Below are 18915 nucleotides of genomic sequence, written 5' to 3' on the forward strand. Positions count from 1 at the left end.
GCTACTATTCGATCTCCCCCCTTGAGGGGGAGATGTCCGGCAGGACAGAGGGGGGTGGCCACGCCCCGAAGCATGCGAAGGTGTTCGCATGAAACCCGACTCCCTCAAATCCCGCATCATCCCCGTCCTCACCATCCTCGTGGTGATCCTCGCCGTCTGGTACGTCGCCGCCTATTTCATGAACGCGCCGTTCCAGCGGGATCTCGATCGGCGCGCCAACGTCACCTCCACGACGATGGAGTTCATCGGCAAGACCATGGCGCAGCCGAAGCCTATTCTGCCGGCGCCGCATCAGGTGGTGAGCAACGTCTTCGAGAACACGTTTCTGCGCAGCGTCACGTCGAACCGCAGCCTCGTCTACCATTCCTGGGTGACGCTCTCCTCAACGGTTCTCGGCTTCACCATGGGCACGCTGACCGGCATCCTGATTGCGGTCGGCATCGTGCATCTGAAGGCACTCGACCGTAGCCTGATGCCGTGGATCATCGCCTCGCAGACCGTGCCGATCCTGGCTGTCGCGCCGATGGTGATCGTCGTGCTCGGCGCCATCAACATCACCGGTCTTCTCCCCAAGGCGCTGATCTCGACATACCTCTCCTTCTTCCCCGTAGCGGTCGGCATGGTGAAGGGTCTGCGTTCGCCCGAAATCATCCAGCTCGACCTGATGCGCACCTATTATGCCAGCGGCGCCCAGACCTTCTGGAAACTCCGGGTACCCGCGTCCATCCCCTTCCTGTTTACCTCGATGAAGGTGGCGATCGCCGCGAGCCTGGTTGGCGCGATCGTCGGCGAACTTCCGACCGGTGCCGTCGCCGGCATCGGCTCGAAACTGCTGGCCGGGGCCTATTACAGCCAGACGATCGACATCTGGGCGGCACTGATTGCCGGCTCGGTACTGGCGGCGTTTCTCGTTGCCATCGTCGGGATTATCGCCAAGATCGTCGATCGCTCCATGGGCGGGAGGCCGGCATGACCGCGGTTCTTCGTTCCTGGCAGGGCACCTTTGCCCTGCTCCTCTGTCTCGCCGTCCTCACCTCGCTGCCGCTGATGGCGCCCGACGCCCCCTCGCCGTTCGGCACCGGCAGCGTCGCCGTAATCCTCCTCCTCGTCATCGGTGCGGCGCTCGCCTCGTTCACCAGGCTCTCTCCGCCTCTCCTTGCAACGACCCTGTTCGTCGCCCCCCATCTCGCCGTCTGGCTGCTGCTCGCAGGCATAGCAGGCAACGAGGGCAAGGCGACGTTTGCCTTCTTCCTGATGGTCGCGGCCTGCTGGCTGATTGCCTGGCGCTGCGTCACCGTCCTGTCCGGCATCCGCGCCAAATCCAAGACCGGAGATACGTTCCTGCGCCTTTTGATCCCCGCGATCTTCGGCGCCTGGATCCTGATCCTCTGGGAGGTGGCGACACGCGGCGCCGGCATTCCCTTCATCATCCTGCCGCCGCCATCCTCGATCGGCGCAAGGCTCGCAAGCTCGGTGCCGATCCTGTGGGCCGACGTGCAGCAGACGATCTTCAAGGCGGTGCTGTTCGGGTATGTGGTCGGCTGCGCCTCCGGCTTCGTCGTCGCCATCCTGGCCGACCGCATCGCCTTCCTGCGCCGCGGGCTGCTGCCGATCGGCAACATGGTCTCGGCGCTGCCGATCATCGGCGTCGCGCCGATCATGGTCATGTGGTTCGGTTTCGACTGGCAGTCGAAGGCTGCCGTTGTGATCATCATGACCTTCTTCCCAATGCTGGTGAACACTGTGGCAGGGCTTGGGGCTTCGGGCGTCATGGAGCGCGACCTGATGCGCTCCTACGCTTCCGATTACTGGCAGACGCTGATGAAGCTGCGCCTGCCGGCCGCCATGCCGTTCATCTTCAATGCGCTGAAGATCAACTCGACGCTGGCGCTGATCGGCGCGATCGTCGCGGAATTCTTCGGCACTCCGATCGTCGGCATGGGCTTCCGGATCTCGACCGAGATCGGCCGCATGAATGTCGACATGGTCTGGGCCGAAATCGCTGTTGCAGCGCTCATCGGTTCGGTTTTTTATGGCGTCGTGGCGCTTGGCGAAAGAGCGACGACGTTCTGGCATCCGTCTAACCGCGGTGGTTAGGCGCTTAAAATCCGGCCCGTTTCGGCGGAACCGGCAAACCTCAGAGGGAAGGATAAAAAACATGAGAAAAATTCTCGTTGCGCTGATGGCGGGCGCCATGTCGCTCGCAGCAGCCCAGGCGGCGATGGCCGCCGACAAGGTGACCCTGCAGTTGAAATGGGTCGCTCAAGGCCAGTTTGGCGGTTACTACGTCGCCAAGGACAAGGGCTTCTACAAGGAAGAAGGCCTCGACGTCACGATCAAGCCGGGCGGCCCGGATATCGCCCCCGAACAGGTGATCGCCGGCGGCGGCGCAGACGTGATCGTCGACTGGATGGGCGGAGCGCTGGTCGCTCGTGAAAAGGGCGTGCCGCTTACCAACATCGCCCAGCCCTATCAGAAATCCGGCCTGCAGATGATCTGCCCGAAGGACGGCCCGATCAAGACCGAAGCCGACTTCAAGGGCCACACGCTCGGCGTCTGGTTCTTCGGCAACGAATATCCTTTCTTCGCCTGGATGAACAAGCTCGGCCTCAAGACCGACGGTGGCAAGGACGGTGTCACGGTGCTCAAGCAGAGCTTTGACGTGCAGCCGCTCATCCAGAAGCAGGCGGACTGCATCTCGGTCATGACCTATAACGAATATTGGCAGGCGATCGATGCCGGCTTCAAGCCCGACCAGCTCGTCGTCTTCAACTTCTCCGCTATGGGCAACGACCTGCTCGAGGACGGCCTCTACGTGATGGACACCAAGCTCAAGGATCCGAAGTTCAAGGAGACCATGGTGAAGTTCGTCCGTGCGTCGATGAAGGGCTGGAAATACGCCATTGCCAATCCGGGTGAAGCGGCCGGGATCGTCATGGACAATGGCGGCCAGGACGAGAACCACCAGAAACGGATGATGGGCGAAGTGGCAAAGCTGATCGGCACCGGTACCGGCAAGCTCGACACCGCCACCTACGACCGCACGGTCAAGGCGCTGCTCGACCAGAAGATCATCACCAAGAAGCCGGAGGGCGCCTATACGAGCGAGATCACCGACGCGGCATTGAAATAATAATCGTCAGGCGCTCGCTGAGAGAGAACGCGCGGCTAACGGTTGCGCGTTTTCTAAATTTTTCTCACTCAAATCATAACTAAAACTCATTCGTCGCATAACGGCAGCGGATTGATTTGTGCAACGCAAACACGTAAAAGTGGGGCGCTGATGAATCTTTCGCTGCCGGTCTTGTAACTGTTTTATGCGGTTACCACCTTGATCCGGGTTGCCGAGCGCTGAGGGGGCGTAAGGTATCCGGAGCGGTTCCCAGCGGAATATTTGCCCCTTACCTTCAATTTGAAAGTAATCGCATGTTTCGCAAGTTCACCCGGTCTGCCGGTAACCCGGCCCTCAAGCTTGCCCTCGGCGCAAGCATCGCCCTTGGCGCAAGCTTCACACTGAATTCCAGTTCCGCGTTTGCGCAGGAAGCGGCGGCCAAGCCCACCCCGGCGCAGACGGAAATCAAGCTGCCTTCCATCGTCGTAACCGAGGCGATCGAGAAGCCGCTGGTCGACCGCGTCGTCGCCACCGGTACGGTCAGGCCCGTCGAGGAAGTCTATGTCCAGCCGCTCGTCGACGCCCTGTCGATCAAGACGCTGAATGCCGATGTCGGCGACGAAGTGAAGGCCGACAGCGTGCTTGCGATGCTGAACGACGACGCGCTGCTTCTCCAGAAGAGCCAGCTCCAGGCCAACAAGGCGAAGGCGCAGGCTGCGGTTGCGCAGTATCAGGCGCAGGTTATCGAGGCCCAGGCCAACGTCGCCGACACGACGCGCCAGCGCGACCGCCTCCAGAAGCTCAGCCAGAGCGGCACCGGCACGGTGTCGCAGCTCGAACAGGCATCCGCCGCCGTCGAGGTCGCCCAGGCGCGGCTGAATGCTGCCAAGCAGGCGGTGGCCGTCGGCGAATCCGAGACCAAGGTAGTGGACGCCCAGATCGAGGATATCAACCTGAAGCTCGCCCGCACGGGCGTGAAGGCACCGGTGGCCGGCGTCATTTCCGCCCGCACCGCCAAGGTCGGAGCGATCGCCAGCGGCACCGGAAATCCGCTCTTCACGATCATCAAGGACGGCGCAATCGAACTCGTCGCCGACTTGTCCGAGACCGACATCCAGAAGATCAAGGCCGGCCAGAGGGCGATCGTCACGGTCGCCGGCGGCAAGGTGAAGATCGAGGGCAAGGTTCGGCTCGTCTCCCCGACGGTCGATGCGGTCACCCGCCTCGGCGCGGTGCATATCGTCATCGACGATGAAACCGGCGCGCGCTCGGGCATGTATGGCAGCGCCGAGATCGTCATCGCCGAGACCAATGCCCTGGCCCTGCCGCTCTCGGCCGTCACCACCGGGCGGAACGGTTCCACCGCCCGCAAGGTCGAGGACAATGTGGTCAAGCAGGTGAAGATTGAAACCGGCATCCAGGATGGCGGTTTCGTGCAGGTCGTCAGCGGTCTTACGGCCGGTGACATTGTCGTTGCGAAGGCCGGCGCCTTCGTCCGGGACGGCGACAAGATCGCTCCGGTCCCTGCCGAACCCGCCGCTATTGCGAACTGAGGTTGAGCCGCATGAACTTCTCTGCTTGGTCGATCCGCAATCCGATAGCGCCGATGCTCGGTTTTGCCCTGCTGCTTATTGTCGGCATTCAGTCGTTTTACGCGCTGCCGATCACCCGTTTCCCGAATATCGACGTTCCGGTCGTGTCGATCACCGTCACCCAGAGCGGCGCCGCCCCTGCCGAACTCGAAATGCAGGTGACGAAGGAAATCGAAGACGCCGTCGCCTCGATCAGCGGCATCGATGAAATCCAGTCGACGGTGACCGACGGCCAGTCGCAGACGGTCGTCGTCTTCCGCATCGAAAAGCCGACGGCCGAAGCCGTGCAGGACACCAAGGACGCGATCGACAAGATCCGCAGCGACCTTCCCGCCGGCATCGAGGAGCCTGTCGTCACCAAGGTCGACGTCGAAGGCCAGGCGATCCAGACATTCGCCGTCTCCTCCCCGAACATGACGCTCGAAGAACTCTCCTGGTTCGTCGACGACACGGTCAAACGCGCCCTGCAGGGCCAGCCCGGCGTCGGCCGTATCGACCGTTACGGCGGCTCCGACCGTGAAGTCCGGGTGTCGCTGAACCCTGCCAAGCTCGACGCTTATGGCATTACCGCTGCCGATGTCAGCACCCAGATGCGCGGCACCAATGTCGATCTCGGCTCCGGCCGCGGCCAGGTGGCCGGCAACGAACAGACGATCCGCACGCTCGGCGATGCCCGCAGCGTCGCCCAGCTTGCCGACACGACGATCACGCTGCCCAACGGCCGGTTCGTCAAGCTGACCGAGCTCGGCACCGTCACCGACACCTACGAGGAGCCGAAATCCTTCTCGCGCTTCAACGGCACGCCATCCGTCACTTTTGCCGTGTTCCGGGCCAAGGGTGCAAGCGAGGTCTCGGTCGCCGAAACCGTCGCCACCAGCCTCGACGGAGTGCGCAAGGTCAATCCGAACGTCGCGATCGAAATGGTCGACGATTCCGTCTACTTCACCTACGGCAATTACGAAGCTGCCCTCCATACGCTGGTGGAAGGCTCGGTCCTCGCCGTCATCGTGGTGTTCCTGTTCCTGCGGAACTGGCGCGCGACGCTGATCGCGGCGGTCGCCCTGCCGCTGTCGGCGATCCCGACCTTCTGGATCATGGACCTCATGGGGTTCTCGCTGAACCTCGTGAGCTTCTTGGCGCTGACGCTTGCGACCGGTATTCTCGTCGACGACGCGATCGTCGAGATCGAGAACATCGCGCGCCATATCAAGATGGGCAAATCGCCCTACAAGGCGGCGCTCGAGGCGGCGGACGAAATCGGTCTCGCCGTCATCGCCACCAGCTTCACGATCATTGCGGTGTTCGTGCCTGTATCGTTCATGCCGGGCGTCCCGGGCCAATACTTTATCCAGTTCGGCCTGACCGTCGCGTTCTCGGTGTTCTTCTCGCTTGCGGTGGCGCGACTGATCACGCCGCTGATGGCCGCCTATCTGATGAGCCCCGAAGACGGGATGGAAGACCATCACGACAACGACGGCTGGATCATGAAGGCCTATACGCGCCTCGTCACCGGCACGACCCGCCGCTGGTATTGGCGGTATACGACGATGCTCGCCGCAATCGGCTTCCTGATCGGCTCGGTGATGCTGCTCTCCCAGGTCCCCGGCAGCTTCCTGCCGCCGGACGACAACTCGCGCGTCGTGCTGTCGGTCGAACTGCCGCCGAATGCGACGCTCGACGAGACGGCTTCGAGCACCGACGTCATCTATGATGCGGTGCGCCATATCGACGGCGTCGAGAGCGTCTTCATTCTCGGCGGCGCTTCGCCGAAGGGCGACCTCGAACTGCGCCGCGCAACTGTGCGCGTCATCCTGCAGAACATCGACCATTCGCTGGTAAAGACCCTGGTCAACAAGGGCCTTGGCTCGATCCCGGTAATCCGCGACTTTGTGCCGAGGATAAAGGAAAATGGCCGCACGCGTCCGCAATGGGATGTCGAAAAGGATATCTTTGCGGCCCTCCACTCCATTCCGGACGTGCGGATCTCCAAGGTCAACGACCGCGCAGAGCGTGATCTTTCGTTCAACTTCCTCTCCACCAGCGAGACCGACCTGACCGACGCCGTCAGCATGCTGGAATCGAAGCTGCGCGCATCGCCGGTCCTCGCCAACGTCTCGTCGGAAGGCGCCCTGCCCCGTCCGGAACTGCAGATCCGGCCGCGCATGGCGGAGGCTTCGCGCCTCGGCATCACTCCGCAGCAGATCGCCCAGACCGTCCGCGTCGCGACGATCGGCGATGTCGATGCCAACCTTGCCAAGATCTCGCTCGACGACCGGCAGATCCCGATCCGCGTCCAGGCCTCGCTTGACGTCCGCCGCGATCTGGCTTCCATCCGCGCCTTGAAGATCAAGACCGCGGCCGGTGCCAGCGTGCCGCTCTACAGCGTCGCCGACATCGACTATTCGGAAGGTCCGAGCTCGATCAAGCGCAACGACCGCAACCGGGTCGTGGCGATCGGCTCCGACGTGCCCTTCGGCACGGCGCTCGATACCGCATCGGCCGAGTTCAAACGCATCGTCGGCGAGACCGAGTTGCCGAAGACAGTTCGTCTGGCCGAAAGCGGCGACGCCAAGGTGCAGGCAGAAATGCAGCAGAGCTTCGGCAATGCCATGCTGATGGGCCTGATGCTGGTGCTCGTGGTGCTGATCCTGCTCTTCAAGGATGTCATCCAGCCCTTCACCATCCTGTTCTCGCTGCCGCTGGCGATCGGTGGCGTGGCGGTGGCGCTGATCATCACCCAGAACGCGCTGTCGATGCCGGTCCTGATCGGTATCCTGATGCTGATGGGTATCGTCACCAAGAACGCCATCCTTCTGGTGGACTTCGCGATCGAGATGAAGCGCCAAGGCCTCGAACGGGTTCATGCCATGGTGGAAGCCGGCCGCAAGCGCGCCCGTCCGATCATCATGACCTCGATTGCCATGTCGGCAGGCATGCTGCCCTCGGCGCTCGGCGTCGGCGAAGGCGGCTCCTTCCGTGCACCCATGGCAATCGCCGTGATGGGGGGCATCATCGTCTCGACGGTGCTCTCGCTTCTCGTCGTGCCGTCCTTCTTCCTGATCATGGACGACCTGTCGCGCCTGCTCGGCAAGATCTTCGGCCGCATGGTCGGCAAGAAGGAACAGGAGGACTTCGGTCTTACCAACGAGGAACTCAGCCAGGAGGCGCGCAAATACGCTCAGTCGATCGCGGCCCTGGAAGAACGCCTCAACCAGATGGAACGGCAGACGAGCGCCAACGACGATCGTTCTCCCGGCGCTCAAGCCAGCAGCAAGGTACTACGCCTGCCGCCTCTGGCCGCGGAATAAGCATCATCTCCAGACTATATTTCGGCGACGCCGGGCCTGTTGGCCCGGCGTTTTTCGTTGGAAATAACCGGCTCGCGGAGATTGCAGAAAAATTGCACGGATTTGATCGATGTCAAAATCAGATTTCATGAACCTGTTATTTTAGCAACATCGGGAATGCGCGGCGGTTCGGGTTATGGAAGAGACGACGGATATGATGAACAGCAATTTGAAGCTCAACAACAGGGACCGGGCCGTCCTCATGAAGACGCCTTTCCTGACCAGCCTGAGCGGCAATTCACTCGTCCGGATGATGTCGGCGATGAGTGTCGTCAGCCTGACGAACCGCAAATCGATCTTCCGCGAAGGCGAGAATGCTGACGCTTTTTTCTGCGTTCTCAGCGGCTATGTGCGACTTTACCAGCTCAATCGTGACGGCCGCGAGGCGGACATCCGAATCTGCAGCCCGGGCGATACGTTCGCTGAATGTCTTCTTTATGGCGGCACGAAATACCGCTACCACGCCCAGACGGCCGAAGCCACGACGCTTGCTCGTTTCGACATGCAGGCGGTGCGGGATTTGGCCGAACAGGAGCGGGATATCGCCAAGGCGGTGATCACTTCGCTGTCGAAACACCTCATCACCACGATGGACTGCGTCGCCAACGACAGGTTGCATACGGCACCGCAGCGGGTCGCCGACTACATACTGAAAAGATGCCCCGTCGATGGCGGCCCAGCCTCTATTCGGTTGCCTTTCCAGAAGAACCTGCTCGCGGGCATGTTGGGATTGGCTCCCGAGGCGCTCTCCCGCGCATTCTCTACTCTTCGGCGGACCGGAGTGACGGTGCGCGGGCGAGTGATCCAGGTCGTCGACGTGCAGGCCCTACGCGAAATCTGAAGTTCAAGAAGCGAGATCGGGCGGGCGGGCCCGGGCTCTCTTTGGATGCATGCAGCGATACTGGCGGCGGGACCGCAGCATGCAGATAAGGCCGGCGGCTTTCGAGGGAGCCACCGGCCTCGATCTTTTTAAAGCCCCCCCTGCTCCTTCAGGAAGCGGACCACATGGTCCACGCCGTCGCCCCGCTTCAGATCGGTGAACAGATGCGGCTTGGCCTCGCGCATGCGATACGCGTCGCGGTCCATCACGTCGAGATCGACGTCGACATAGGGAGCCAGATCCTTCTTGTTGATGATCAGAAGGTCGGAGCGGGTAATCCCCGGACCGCCCTTGCGCGGGATTTCTTCGCCCTGGCAAGTGGAGATCACATAGATGGTGATGTCGGCAAGATCGGGAGAAAAGGTCGCCGCGAGATTGTCGCCCCCCGATTCGATGAACACCACGTCGAGATCCGGGAAACGCTCGTTGAGTCCCGCGATCGCCTGCAGATTGATAGTCGCGTCCTCGCGGATGGCGGTATGCGGGCAACCGCCGGTCTCGACGCCGACGATGCGGTCCGAGGACAACGCTTGGCAGCGCACCAGCGCTTCGGCATCCTCCTTGGTATAGATATCGTTGGTGACGACCGCGACGGAATAATCCTCCCGCATCGCCTTGCAGAGCTTTTCGGTCAGTGCCGTCTTGCCTGAGCCGACAGGCCCGCCGATACCGACGCGCAAGGGTCCGTTCGCCGATTTCATGTGTCGTCCTTTCATTCTTCCAGACTTCAGCTTAGGCCCGCTTTCAGGAGCGGAAAAGCCGCGAATGTTGTGTTTCATGCCGAAGCGAAGCGATTTCCGCCTGCACTGCCGCGCCGCCGAGATCGTCGAGAGTGGCAAGGCTCGCCTTCTCCGCAATCTGGCTGATCAGGTCCTCGATGTCCGCGAGCACGGCCACCCCTTCCACCTGCCCGGAAACCCCAAGCCTGATACCGGCAGACACCGATTGCGAGACGGCCGCATGCAGATAGGCGGCAAGCGCCTGGGCTACCGGAACGCCATGCGCCGCCGCAACCGCGCCGACTGCGACCGGGAAGGGCACGGCCGGCGGCAGGCGATCGAGGACAGGATGCCGCCATGCGGAGGCGGCCGAGGCGAATGCTTTGCCGAGCGACAATGTTTCCGCGTGGCGCTCTGCGGAGCCGGCAAGCGCCAGCCCCAGCTCCGCCGTCTCCTTCAATGCGACCTCGTCCTCGAACCGCCGCGAGGCTTCGCAGAACAGCACGGCATCGTTCCACAAGGAACCGTGCCGCAGCAGGCTTGTCAGCCAGGCACTCAGGCCGGCCGCGTCCTTGACGAGGCCATCGTGCACGGCCCGCTCCAGCCCGCCCGAATAGGCGAAACCGCCGATCGGAAAGGCCGGCGAGAGCCAGGCCATCAGCTTCAGAAGCGCTTTCGTATCGACGTTTTCGCTCACCGAGGCTCAGTGTCCGTGATGATCATGGCCGTGGGAGCCATGCGCATGATAGGCGCCGCGGGCCGGCTGGAACCCTTCCTCGACCTCGGCAACCTTGGCGCCAAGCCCTTCCAGCATGGCGCGGATGACGTGATCGCGCAGGATGAGGATACGCCCCTCCTCGATCTGCGCCGGCAGATGCCGGTTGCCGAGATGCCAGGCGAGTTCGATCAGGTGGAGGGTATCGCGTGCCTTGATCTCGAAGAGCTTTTCAGAAGCGGCCTGCACCTCGATCGTGTCGCCGTTGTCGAGCACCAGCCGGTCACCATGATGGAAGAGCACCGCCTCCTTGAGGTCGAGCATTACCATCTCGCCATTGGAGAGATGCAGGAGCTTGCGACGCAGATGCCGCAGATCATGCGGCAGCGTAACGATATCGACCGGCGGATCGGTGACCACGCCGGCCGGGTGATAGGAATGAACGTGCTGCATTGGGTACCCCGGGATCAATTGAAAAACTTGAGTGAGAGCGTAAGCGTCTGCGGCAACGGATTCCAGAGGCCGGTGCGCAATCCGGCTGCGCGAAGTGCCGCGGAGGTCCAGGTATTGCAGCCGACAAACGCGTTGAAATAGCCGTTCGCCTCGAAGAACCGGTCGTAGTCGCCATAACCCGCATCCCGCACCGCGGCTACCTCACCCGCCTGGCGCGTGAAACTCGCCTGGATGAAATCCGAAAGCCGCTGAAATTCCATGAGCCCCAAGTCGAACGGCGTCACCGTCGGGTGGCTTTCGTCGATCCCGCCGGCGATATCCACATGCATGACCGAACTGTCGATCGTCAGCGCGCGGAACACCGGCAGCGGTTTCAGGTCCGCCCAGGTCGGAGTTTCCAGATAGAAGGCGCGCCCGCCCCAGCCGATCACCAGCCATTCCGCTCCCGGATCTGTTACCGGAACGCCGGAACCGCCCAGGAATGCGAAGGCCGCGCGGGTGTCTTCGGAAAGCGGAATGGCGATATCCGTGTGGATCGGGTTGGACAGGAGCAGGATGCGCCTCTGTGCTGTCGGTTCCGCCGCCCGGCTCGGGCTGAACAGCGGCCGCGGAACCAATGTTCCGACGGCCACGGCGAGGACCACAAGCAGCACCGCGGCGATGAGCCAGCGAAAAACCTTCCTCATTCAGGGGCTCCGAGGTGCCAGCGCCTCAGAACAGGAAATAACGCTGCGCCATCGGCAGCACGGTTGCGGGCTCGCAGGTCAACAGCTCGCCGTCAGCTCGCACCTCGTAGGTCTCCGGGTTGACCTCCACATGCGGCGTCAGCGAATTGTGGATCATCGAGGCCTTGGAGATGCCGCCGCGGGTGTTTTTGACCGCCAGCAGCTTCTTGGCAACGCCGAGGCGCTGGGCAAGACCGCCATCGAGCGAAGCCTGGCTGACGAAGGTGACGGAGGAGTTGGTACGCAGCTTGCCGTAGGCCGCAAACATCGGGCGATAATGCATCGGCTGCGGCGTCGGGATCGAGGCGTTCGGATCGCCCATAGGGGCGGCCGCGATCGAACCGCCGAGCAGCACCATTTCCGGCTTCACGCCGAAGAAGGCCGGGCTCCAGAGCACGAGATCCGCCCGCTTGCCGACCTCGACCGAACCGATCTCATGGGAAACGCCGTGCGCAATCGCCGGGTTGATCGTGTATTTGGCGATGTAGCGCTTGACGCGGAAGTTGTCGTTGTTGCCGGTCTCTTCCTTCAGGCTGCCGCGCTGGCGCTTCATCTTGTCGGCGGTCTGCCAGGTGCGGATCGCCACTTCCCCGACGCGGCCCATGGCCTGGCTGTCGGAGGAGATGATCGAGAAGGCGCCGAGATCGTGGAGGATGTCTTCGGCAGCGATGGTTTCCTTGCGGATGCGGCTTTCCGCAAAGGCGATGTCTTCCGGGATCGACGGCGACAGGTGATGGCAGACCATCAGCATGTCGAGATGTTCGGCAAGCGTATTGATCGTGTAGGGCCGGGTCGGGTTGGTCGACGACGGGATGACGTTCGGGTTGCCGCAGATCTTGATGATGTCGGGCGCGTGGCCGCCGCCGGCACCTTCCGTATGGAAGGCGTGGATGGTGCGTCCCTTGATAGCCGCGACCGTATCCTCGACAAAACCGCTTTCGTTCAGCGTATCGGTGTGGATCATCACCTGCACGTCGAAGGCGTCGGCGACCGTCAGGCAGTTGTCGATCGCAGCCGGCGTCGTACCCCAGTCCTCGTGCAGCTTGAGCGACGAGGCACCGGCGAGGATCATTTCCTCCAACGGTGCCGGAAGCGAAGCGTTGCCCTTGCCGGCGAGCGCGAGGTTCATCGGGAAGGCGTCAAAACTCTCGATCATCCGCTCGATATGCCAGGCGCCGGTGCAAGTGGTGGCAAGCGTGCCATGGGCCGGGCCGGAGCCCCCGCCGAGCATGGTCGTGACGCCGCTCATCAGCGCCTCCTCGATCTGCTGCGGGCAGATGAAATGGATATGCGCATCCATGGCGCCGGCCGTCAGGATCTTGCCCTCGCCGGCTATCGCCTCGGTGGACGGACCGACGATGATCGTCACGCCCGGCTGGGTATCCGGGTTGCCGGCCTTGCCGATCGCGTGGATGCGACCGTTCTTCAAACCGACGTCAGCCTTGTAGATGCCCGAATGATCGACGATCAGCGCGTTGGTAATGACCGTATCGACCGCCCCTTCGGCACGCGTCGCCTGGCTCTGGCCCATGCCGTCGCGAATGACCTTGCCGCCGCCGAACTTCACCTCTTCGCCATAGATGGTGAAATCCTTCTCCACCTCGACGAAGAGTTCGGTATCGGCAAGCCGCACCCTGTCGCCCGTGGTCGGACCGAACATGCTGGCATAGGAGGCGCGGGACATCTTGTGGGGCATGGTTCAGACCTTCTCGGAAAGTGGGACAAAAGGCGCCTTCTTGGCCGCGCCGCGATCGATGGTGACGGTTGGCGAAGCACCGGCGGCTTCATTGAGCTCGGCAATCAGATAATCGGCAAAGCCCGCTCCCCCTTGTCTGAAAGCTATAACTGCGCGCTCGACCGCCTCAGCCTCGCCAAGCACGAGACTGTCCGATGCGAGAAGGCTTTCGATGAGATCGGCAAGTTTGGAGCGGTCGTATTCGGGCTTGCGCCGCAGTGTCCAGACAAGTTCGACAAGGGTGATGGGATTAATGTAACCGGGCCGTTGCGGGGATAGCTGCGTATCGAGGAACCGTGTGACGATCGGCGACCAGTGTGGATCATCGTCAAGGGCGTAACGCACCAGGACATTGGTATCGATACCGATCAAGGATCATCCTCCTGCCGGTCGATGGCCGTGCGGCGCCTCACAGTCTCGTAGATAGCCTCGTCGATGTCGATAGGGCCATCCGCCTTTCCGAAAATTCCCTTGATGTGCGAAAGCCCACTCTTCTTCGCCACGACCGAAACCTTGCCGTTGTCGTCGACGATGAATTGCACCAAACCGCCCGGAGGCAAGCCGAGCGCTCTCCTGACCTCGACAGGAATTGTGGCTTGTCCCTTCATGGATGTTTTCGCCTCAAATCTACCCATCGTCATCGCTCCCTAACTTTCTTATCTCTCCCTACCTATCAAAAATTCCCTACCACATCAATTTCCATACCGACCTCAGTTCCCCATCGCCTCGGTCAGTTCTTTGAGCTCCGCAATACGCTTGCGCGTCAGGTCTGCCTGGCATCCGGAAATCAGCATCGGCTCCATCGAGCCGCCATGGGCCTGGAAGCCGGAGGAGATGCATTGCGCGTCGCGATAAACGACCCACGCGCGTTGCGCCTTGACCAGCGCATCCTCGGCACCCTTGAGGTCCGCGGAACTATCCGCATCCCATTTCCTCATCGCCTTGCGGGTTGTCTGGTACTGGGCGTTAAGAGCCTTGTCGGCGGTCTCGTAGTCGCGTTGCGAGCAGATGTTCATCTCCATCTGCGTCTGCGGGTTCTTACAATTTGCCTTCGGCTCCTGCGCCACCGCCGGCAGGGCAAAAAGCGCCATGAACGCGGCGGAAAACGCGAATGCGGGCTTCACAGCGCACCCATGATCTTCTGCTGGAAACCATAGACCTCGCGCTTGCCCGAAAGCGGGATCAGCGTCACTTCCCGCATCTGGCCGGGTTCGAAACGGACAGCCGTGCCGGCCGGGATATCGAGACGCATGCCGCGCGCCTTGTCCCGGTCGAAGGAGAGCCCGTTATTGGTCTCGAAGAAATGGTAGTGGCTGCCCACCTGCACCGGCCGGTCGCCGGTGTTGGAGACCTTTATGGTCACCGTCGGAAGACCTGCATTGAGCTCGATTTCGCCTTCTGCGGCAATCACTTCACCGGGGATCATGGCATTCTCCTTCAAGCCGCCTTGGGCGCGCAGCCCTCGGCCTTCAGTACGCGTTTGGTGGAAGCCGGATGGCGGGCGAGTGCGGCCGCCGGACGCACGGGCCGGCGGACCAGTTCCCCGGCGCAATTCGGGCAGATGCCCTTCAGCACGTCGGAGGCGCAGGTAGCGCAGAACGTGCACTCGAAGGTGCAGATCATCGCCTCCCGGCTGTCCGGTGCAAGGTCCTTGTCGCAGCACTCGCAATTGGGGCGCAGTTCCAGCATGGACCTCCTCCTCAGCGGATCGGTTCGTGGACGGTGACGAGCTTGGTGCCGTCCGGGAAAGTCGCCTCCACCTGAACGTCGTGGATCATCTCGGCAATGCCTTCCATAACCTGGTCGCGGGTGACGACATGGGCGCCGGCCTCCATCAGGTCGGCGACCGAGCGTCCGTCGCGCGCACCTTCCACCACGTAATCGGTAATCAGGGCGATCGCTTCCGGATAGTTGAGCTTGACCCCGCGATCCAACCGGCGTCGGGCGACGATCGCCGCCATGGAAATCAGCAGTTTGTCTTTTTCTCTGGGCGTCAGGTTCATGGGAATCCCGCTGTAAGATCAGATGTTCCAGACTTTCGGCACTGGCGCGCCGTTACGCAATACGGAAATTGCCGGTGTCAGGATTTTTCTCAAGTCGAAGCCGGTCGGCGCCACCAACCGGGCGATCAGCTTGCCGTTCCAGTGGCTAGCTCCGCCTGTCCACAGGCTGGCTCCGCCAGGCGTGCGGTCGAGAATCTGGCGGAGTTTCGGGAAGAGCATTTCGGCGAGCGGGCCGGTGTAAAACAGCGTCGCGAAGGCGACCTGACCGGAGAGCACCGCGGCAGCCTGGGAAAGCTGCTCGATCTCGCCCTCGAATTTCATCTCTTCTGCATGGATCAACTGGCCGCCACGGCGCACCCGCCAGCGGTCGCGGAAGAAACCGTTCGCCACCGCCTCGCCCATCGCCTTGCGGCCGAGCAACACCGCCTCGACGGCCAGGAATTCGGACCTCTCGGAGAGATCGACGTCGAGCCGGCGGGTCAGTGAGGACTGGTCGAAAAGGATGGTTTCCTGCGGAAGCCAGTGGACCGAGGCGTCTTCGCCGACGGTGACATGGGTGGAGACGGAGGCCGTGCCGGACGAGGCCTTGTAGATCTTCTCGTTCGCCTGGGTGGTGACCGACAGCCTTGTGGAAGCGGCAGCGGCGACGGACCATTCGATCACGTCGCCGCCCGTCAGTCCCCCCGACGTATTGATTAAAATCGCCTCCATTTCAGGCGAAAATGTTTCCGGAAGGCGAATTTTTGCGCAGCCTTCCTGGTAGAATTCGGCGAGCCGTGTCCGCCCGCCGAAAGCCTTGGTTACAAGGCGTCCTGCACCCCTTGCCCGTTGCGGCGCATATCGATCGGCTGGTTGCTGTTGCACGTCGTCCCCTGAAGATCGGCTTCGGTTCCGCAGCGCGATGCAACGCCCGTGCCAGACTTGGCCGCAGAACCGATCTTGGCGGGTGCTGCGGTGGCGATGACGTCGGTGCTGTCGGCCTTACCGAAGAACTCCCACATCCGCGAAGCCGGATCAACATTGGCGTCGAATGCCGGCTTGGAGACGGTCACCGCAGCCACCTTGGTGACGCTCGCAGCCCCGTCCTTGGCGGCAGCGATCACGGCTTCCGTGGCGGCAACCGGCTTAGGCCAGTCATGCGTGCCGTTGGCGAAGACGTAGGACGCGACGCGTGCACCGTTCTTGCAGGTACCGTAGAGGCTGAAGGTCACGCCGTCGACGGTCTTTACGTCGCCGTTGCCCTTGCAGCCGTCGAGTTCAGTCCAGCGCTGGATCGCGGTCTTGAAGCCGTATTGCCAATAGGCACTGCCGCCGCCCGCGTAAGGGTTGGCCGCATCCTTGACGCCGGCAAAGGCCATGATCGAGATGGGCCTGGCCGGATTGCAGCCCTGCGTATCCGGGCCCCATTTGCCATCGGCCTCGACCGGGCGTCCAGCGCGCAGCGAATGCACGAAGCCAGCGGCTGCGAAATCGTCATGCCCCGAGCAGAGATAGGCCGACAGCATGCGGCCGCCACCCGAATAACCCGAGGCATAGATGCGGGCCGGATCGACACAGAATTGCTGCTTGGCGGTCGCGATTGCCTGCCGGATATAGGCGATCTCGTCGAAGCCGCCCTGCTGCACGGTGACGAACGGCACATTCCAGGCATAGGTTCCCGCGGAGCTTCCGGGCAGGCTGCCCTGCAGCGCCAAAACGATGAAGCCGTTTTTCTCGGCGACCTTGTCCCAGGAGCTTCTGTTCAGCTGCCCTTGAGGATTGCTGTGGCTGCCATGGAGATCGAAAACCAGCGGAACCTTGTCCTTGCCGGTATAGGACGAGGGAATGAAATAGACTGCCGAACGGGCAACACCGTCGGTTTCGATAGTGATGGGGTGGCGACCCGCTTCCATCGGCTGGCCGCAGCCTGCGGCAAGAGCGCTGCCGGTCATTGACCCCAGGAAGGTCGTGGCGCCCAAAAAAACCGCTCCTACCGTAACCATGCGTGTAAGAGCGGAACGAGAAAAGAAACCGGCAACGCGTGCAAAGACCATCAGCGCCTCATCATGGGGTGCGGGGGTTGTCAACAATTATACGGACTGCCCTGAAAACGCAGTGTTGTTAACATATATTAGCGGCCTTTGAAACGCACGAAGTGCTGCGAAACGATACAAACATTCACCAGTAATAATACTAGTCTCAGACGGTCAGATGACGCCTTGCTTCTGCCGTATCCAGAGTCTCTGCCGCCCCTTCGTGCACAATCTCGCCACGATCCATGATGTAGACCTGGTCGGCAAGCTCCCGGCAGAAGTCGAGATACTGTTCCACAAGCAGAATGGCCATACCGGTTGAATCCCGCAGGTAGCGGATCGCCCGGCCGATATCCTTGATGATAGACGGCTGGATGCCTTCGGTCGGCTCGTCGAGGACGAGGATCTTTGGACGCGTCACCATGGCGCGACCGATCGCAAGCTGCTGCTGCTGACCGCCGGAAAGGTCGCCGCCGCGCCGGCCGAGCATCGATTTCAGCACTGGAAACAGCGAAAATATCTCGTCGGGAATGAACTTGTCCTTGCGGGCAAGTGGTGCGTAGCCGCTTTCGAGGTTCTCCTGGACGGTGAGCAACGAAAAGATCTCGCGGCCCTGCGGCACGTAGCCGATGCCGTGCTTGGCGCGGTTATAAGGCGCGAGACCGTTCAGGATCTCTCCTTGGAAGCTGATCGTGCCGGCGCTGACCGGATGCTGGCCGGTCACGGCGCGGAGAAGAGAACTCTTCCCCACGCCGTTCCGCCCCAGCACGCAAGTGATCTTGCCCATATCCGCCTGGATCGAGACGCCGCGCAACGCCTGCGCGGCGCCGTAATGAAGATTGACGTTGTTGACTGTCAGCATCTTAGCGCCCCAGATAATTCTCGATCACCTTCGGATCGTTCGAAACGAAATCGATCGAGCCTTCGGCAAGTACCGAACCTTCCGCAAGGCAGGTCACCTTGACGCCGAGTTCGCGGATGAAGCCCATGTCATGTTCGACGACCACGACCGAACGGGTCTTGGCGATTTCCTTCAGGAGCACCGCGGTCTCGGCTGTCTCCGCATCCGTCATGCCGGCGACGGGTTCGTCGACCAGAAGCAGCTTCGGTTCCTGAGCGAGCAGCATGCCGATCTCCAGCCATTGTTTCTGGCCGTGGCTGAGATTGGCGGCATATTCTTGTCTGCGGTGGGTCATGCGGATCGTCTCGAGGATCTCCTCGATACGAGCCTTGTCCTCTGGCGACAGCGTGTAGAACAAGGTAGCGAACACGCCGCGCGACCGGTTAAGCGCCAGTTCCAGGTTGTCCCAGACGGTGTGGCTTTCGAACACGGTGGGCTTCTGGAATTTGCGGCCGATGCCGAGCTGGGCGATATCAGCCTCGTCCTTTTTGGTGAGGTCGATCGTATCCTCGAACAGGACCGTGCCGGTATCGGGCCGTGTCTTGCCGGTGATGATGTCCATCATCGTCGTCTTGCCGGCGCCGTTCGGGCCGATGATCGCCCTGAGTTCCCCGGGCTCGACGACGAAGGACAGCGAGTTCAGCGCCTTGAAGCCGTCGAAGGAGACCGAGACGTTTTCGAGATAGAGCAGGCTTTTCTGCCGTGTTTCGGAAATCATGTT

21 protein-coding genes are annotated in these 18915 nt (G+C 61.9%); 6 read left to right on the top strand and 15 right to left on the bottom strand.

Going from position 1 to position 18915, the window contains the following annotated elements; genetic code table 11:
- The first annotated feature begins 88 nt into the window (after positions 1–88).
- The 6 genes from RG540_RS13720 (at position 89) to RG540_RS13745 (ending at position 8892) form a co-directional block, all read left to right on the top strand.
- Complete coding sequence (locus RG540_RS13720) at positions 89–973, top strand: ABC transporter permease (protein ID WP_038588865.1); 885 nt, start codon at positions 89–91, stop codon at positions 971–973.
- Positions 970–2097, top strand: a complete 1128-nt coding sequence (locus RG540_RS13725) for an ABC transporter permease (protein ID WP_038588868.1) — start codon at positions 970–972, stop codon at positions 2095–2097. The genes RG540_RS13720 and RG540_RS13725 overlap by 4 nt, the downstream gene beginning before the upstream one ends.
- A gap of 61 nt (positions 2098–2158) precedes the next feature.
- Positions 2159–3133 (top strand): ABC transporter substrate-binding protein, encoded by a 975-nt coding sequence (locus RG540_RS13730; protein ID WP_038588871.1) that lies wholly within the window; start codon positions 2159–2161, stop codon positions 3131–3133.
- A 293-nt stretch (positions 3134–3426) separates the two neighbouring features.
- Positions 3427–4665, top strand: coding sequence for an efflux RND transporter periplasmic adaptor subunit (locus RG540_RS13735; protein WP_051909414.1), 1239 nt, complete (start codon positions 3427–3429; stop codon positions 4663–4665).
- An 11-nt stretch (positions 4666–4676) separates the two neighbouring features.
- Positions 4677–8012 (top strand): efflux RND transporter permease subunit, encoded by a 3336-nt coding sequence (locus RG540_RS13740; protein ID WP_038588874.1) that lies wholly within the window; start codon positions 4677–4679, stop codon positions 8010–8012.
- Between the two features lie 196 nt (positions 8013–8208).
- On the top strand, positions 8209–8892 hold the full coding sequence (locus tag RG540_RS13745) for a Crp/Fnr family transcriptional regulator (RefSeq protein WP_038549526.1): 684 nt from the start codon (positions 8209–8211) through the stop codon (positions 8890–8892).
- A gap of 128 nt (positions 8893–9020) precedes the next feature.
- On the opposite strand, the gene ureG is transcribed toward RG540_RS13745, so the two are convergent.
- The 15 genes from ureG to urtD all read right to left on the bottom strand — a co-directional run bounded on the left by ureG (position 9021) and on the right by urtD (position 18912).
- The gene (ureG, locus tag RG540_RS13750; RefSeq protein ID WP_038588877.1) at positions 9021–9632 is read right to left on the bottom strand and encodes an urease accessory protein UreG; all 612 of its coding nucleotides are present in this window, start codon (positions 9630–9632) and stop codon (positions 9021–9023) included.
- Between the two features lie 43 nt (positions 9633–9675).
- Positions 9676–10347: an urease accessory protein UreF gene (locus tag RG540_RS13755; protein WP_038588880.1), complete on the bottom strand. Its 672-nt coding sequence runs from the start codon at positions 10345–10347 to the stop codon at positions 9676–9678.
- A gap of 6 nt (positions 10348–10353) precedes the next feature.
- Positions 10354–10818 carry an urease accessory protein UreE gene (gene ureE / locus RG540_RS13760; protein ID WP_038588883.1) on the bottom strand — a complete coding sequence of 155 codons (465 nt, stop codon included), beginning with the start codon at positions 10816–10818 and terminating at the stop codon, positions 10354–10356.
- 14 nt (positions 10819–10832) lie between these two features.
- Positions 10833–11504, bottom strand: coding sequence for a TIGR02117 family protein (locus RG540_RS13765; RefSeq protein ID WP_038588886.1), 672 nt, complete (start codon positions 11502–11504; stop codon positions 10833–10835).
- A 25-nt stretch (positions 11505–11529) separates the two neighbouring features.
- The gene (gene ureC / locus RG540_RS13770; protein WP_038588889.1) at positions 11530–13239 is read right to left on the bottom strand and encodes an urease subunit alpha; all 1710 of its coding nucleotides are present in this window, start codon (positions 13237–13239) and stop codon (positions 11530–11532) included.
- A 3-nt stretch (positions 13240–13242) separates the two neighbouring features.
- Positions 13243–13650: a PIN domain-containing protein gene (locus RG540_RS13775; protein ID WP_038588892.1), complete on the bottom strand. Its 408-nt coding sequence runs from the start codon at positions 13648–13650 to the stop codon at positions 13243–13245.
- Entirely contained in the window at positions 13647–13886 is a 240-nt protein-coding gene (locus tag RG540_RS13780) for an AbrB/MazE/SpoVT family DNA-binding domain-containing protein (RefSeq protein ID WP_052754704.1), read from the bottom strand. Before RG540_RS13780 ends, RG540_RS13775 begins: the two co-directional genes overlap by 4 nt.
- Before the next feature lie 102 nt (positions 13887–13988).
- Positions 13989–14369 carry a lysozyme inhibitor LprI family protein gene (locus tag RG540_RS13785; RefSeq protein ID WP_038593786.1) on the bottom strand — a complete coding sequence of 127 codons (381 nt, stop codon included), beginning with the start codon at positions 14367–14369 and terminating at the stop codon, positions 13989–13991.
- Between the two features lie 29 nt (positions 14370–14398).
- Positions 14399–14704: an urease subunit beta gene (locus RG540_RS13790; RefSeq protein WP_038588898.1), complete on the bottom strand. Its 306-nt coding sequence runs from the start codon at positions 14702–14704 to the stop codon at positions 14399–14401.
- A gap of 11 nt (positions 14705–14715) precedes the next feature.
- A complete protein-coding gene (locus RG540_RS13795) occupies positions 14716–14967 on the bottom strand; it encodes a DUF1272 domain-containing protein (protein WP_038588901.1) in 252 nt (83 codons plus the stop codon).
- An 11-nt stretch (positions 14968–14978) separates the two neighbouring features.
- On the bottom strand, positions 14979–15281 hold the full coding sequence (locus RG540_RS13800) for an urease subunit gamma (RefSeq protein WP_038588904.1): 303 nt from the start codon (positions 15279–15281) through the stop codon (positions 14979–14981).
- A gap of 18 nt (positions 15282–15299) precedes the next feature.
- Positions 15300–16145 (bottom strand): urease accessory protein UreD, encoded by an 846-nt coding sequence (locus RG540_RS13805; RefSeq protein WP_038588907.1) that lies wholly within the window; start codon positions 16143–16145, stop codon positions 15300–15302.
- The gene (locus RG540_RS13810) at positions 16082–17239 is read right to left on the bottom strand and encodes an alpha/beta hydrolase family esterase (protein ID WP_157884620.1); all 1158 of its coding nucleotides are present in this window, start codon (positions 17237–17239) and stop codon (positions 16082–16084) included. The genes RG540_RS13805 and RG540_RS13810 overlap by 64 nt, the downstream gene beginning before the upstream one ends.
- A 220-nt stretch (positions 17240–17459) precedes the next feature.
- A complete protein-coding gene (urtE, locus tag RG540_RS13815) occupies positions 17460–18155 on the bottom strand; it encodes an urea ABC transporter ATP-binding subunit UrtE (RefSeq protein ID WP_038588910.1) in 696 nt (231 codons plus the stop codon).
- Position 18156: 1 nt separating this feature from the next.
- Entirely contained in the window at positions 18157–18912 is a 756-nt protein-coding gene (gene urtD, locus RG540_RS13820; RefSeq protein ID WP_038593792.1) for an urea ABC transporter ATP-binding protein UrtD, read from the bottom strand.
- Positions 18913–18915 lie beyond the last annotated feature (3 nt).

The organism is Neorhizobium galegae bv. orientalis str. HAMBI 540 (assembly GCF_000731315.1).
Classification (GTDB): Bacteria; Pseudomonadota; Alphaproteobacteria; order Rhizobiales; family Rhizobiaceae; genus Neorhizobium; species Neorhizobium galegae.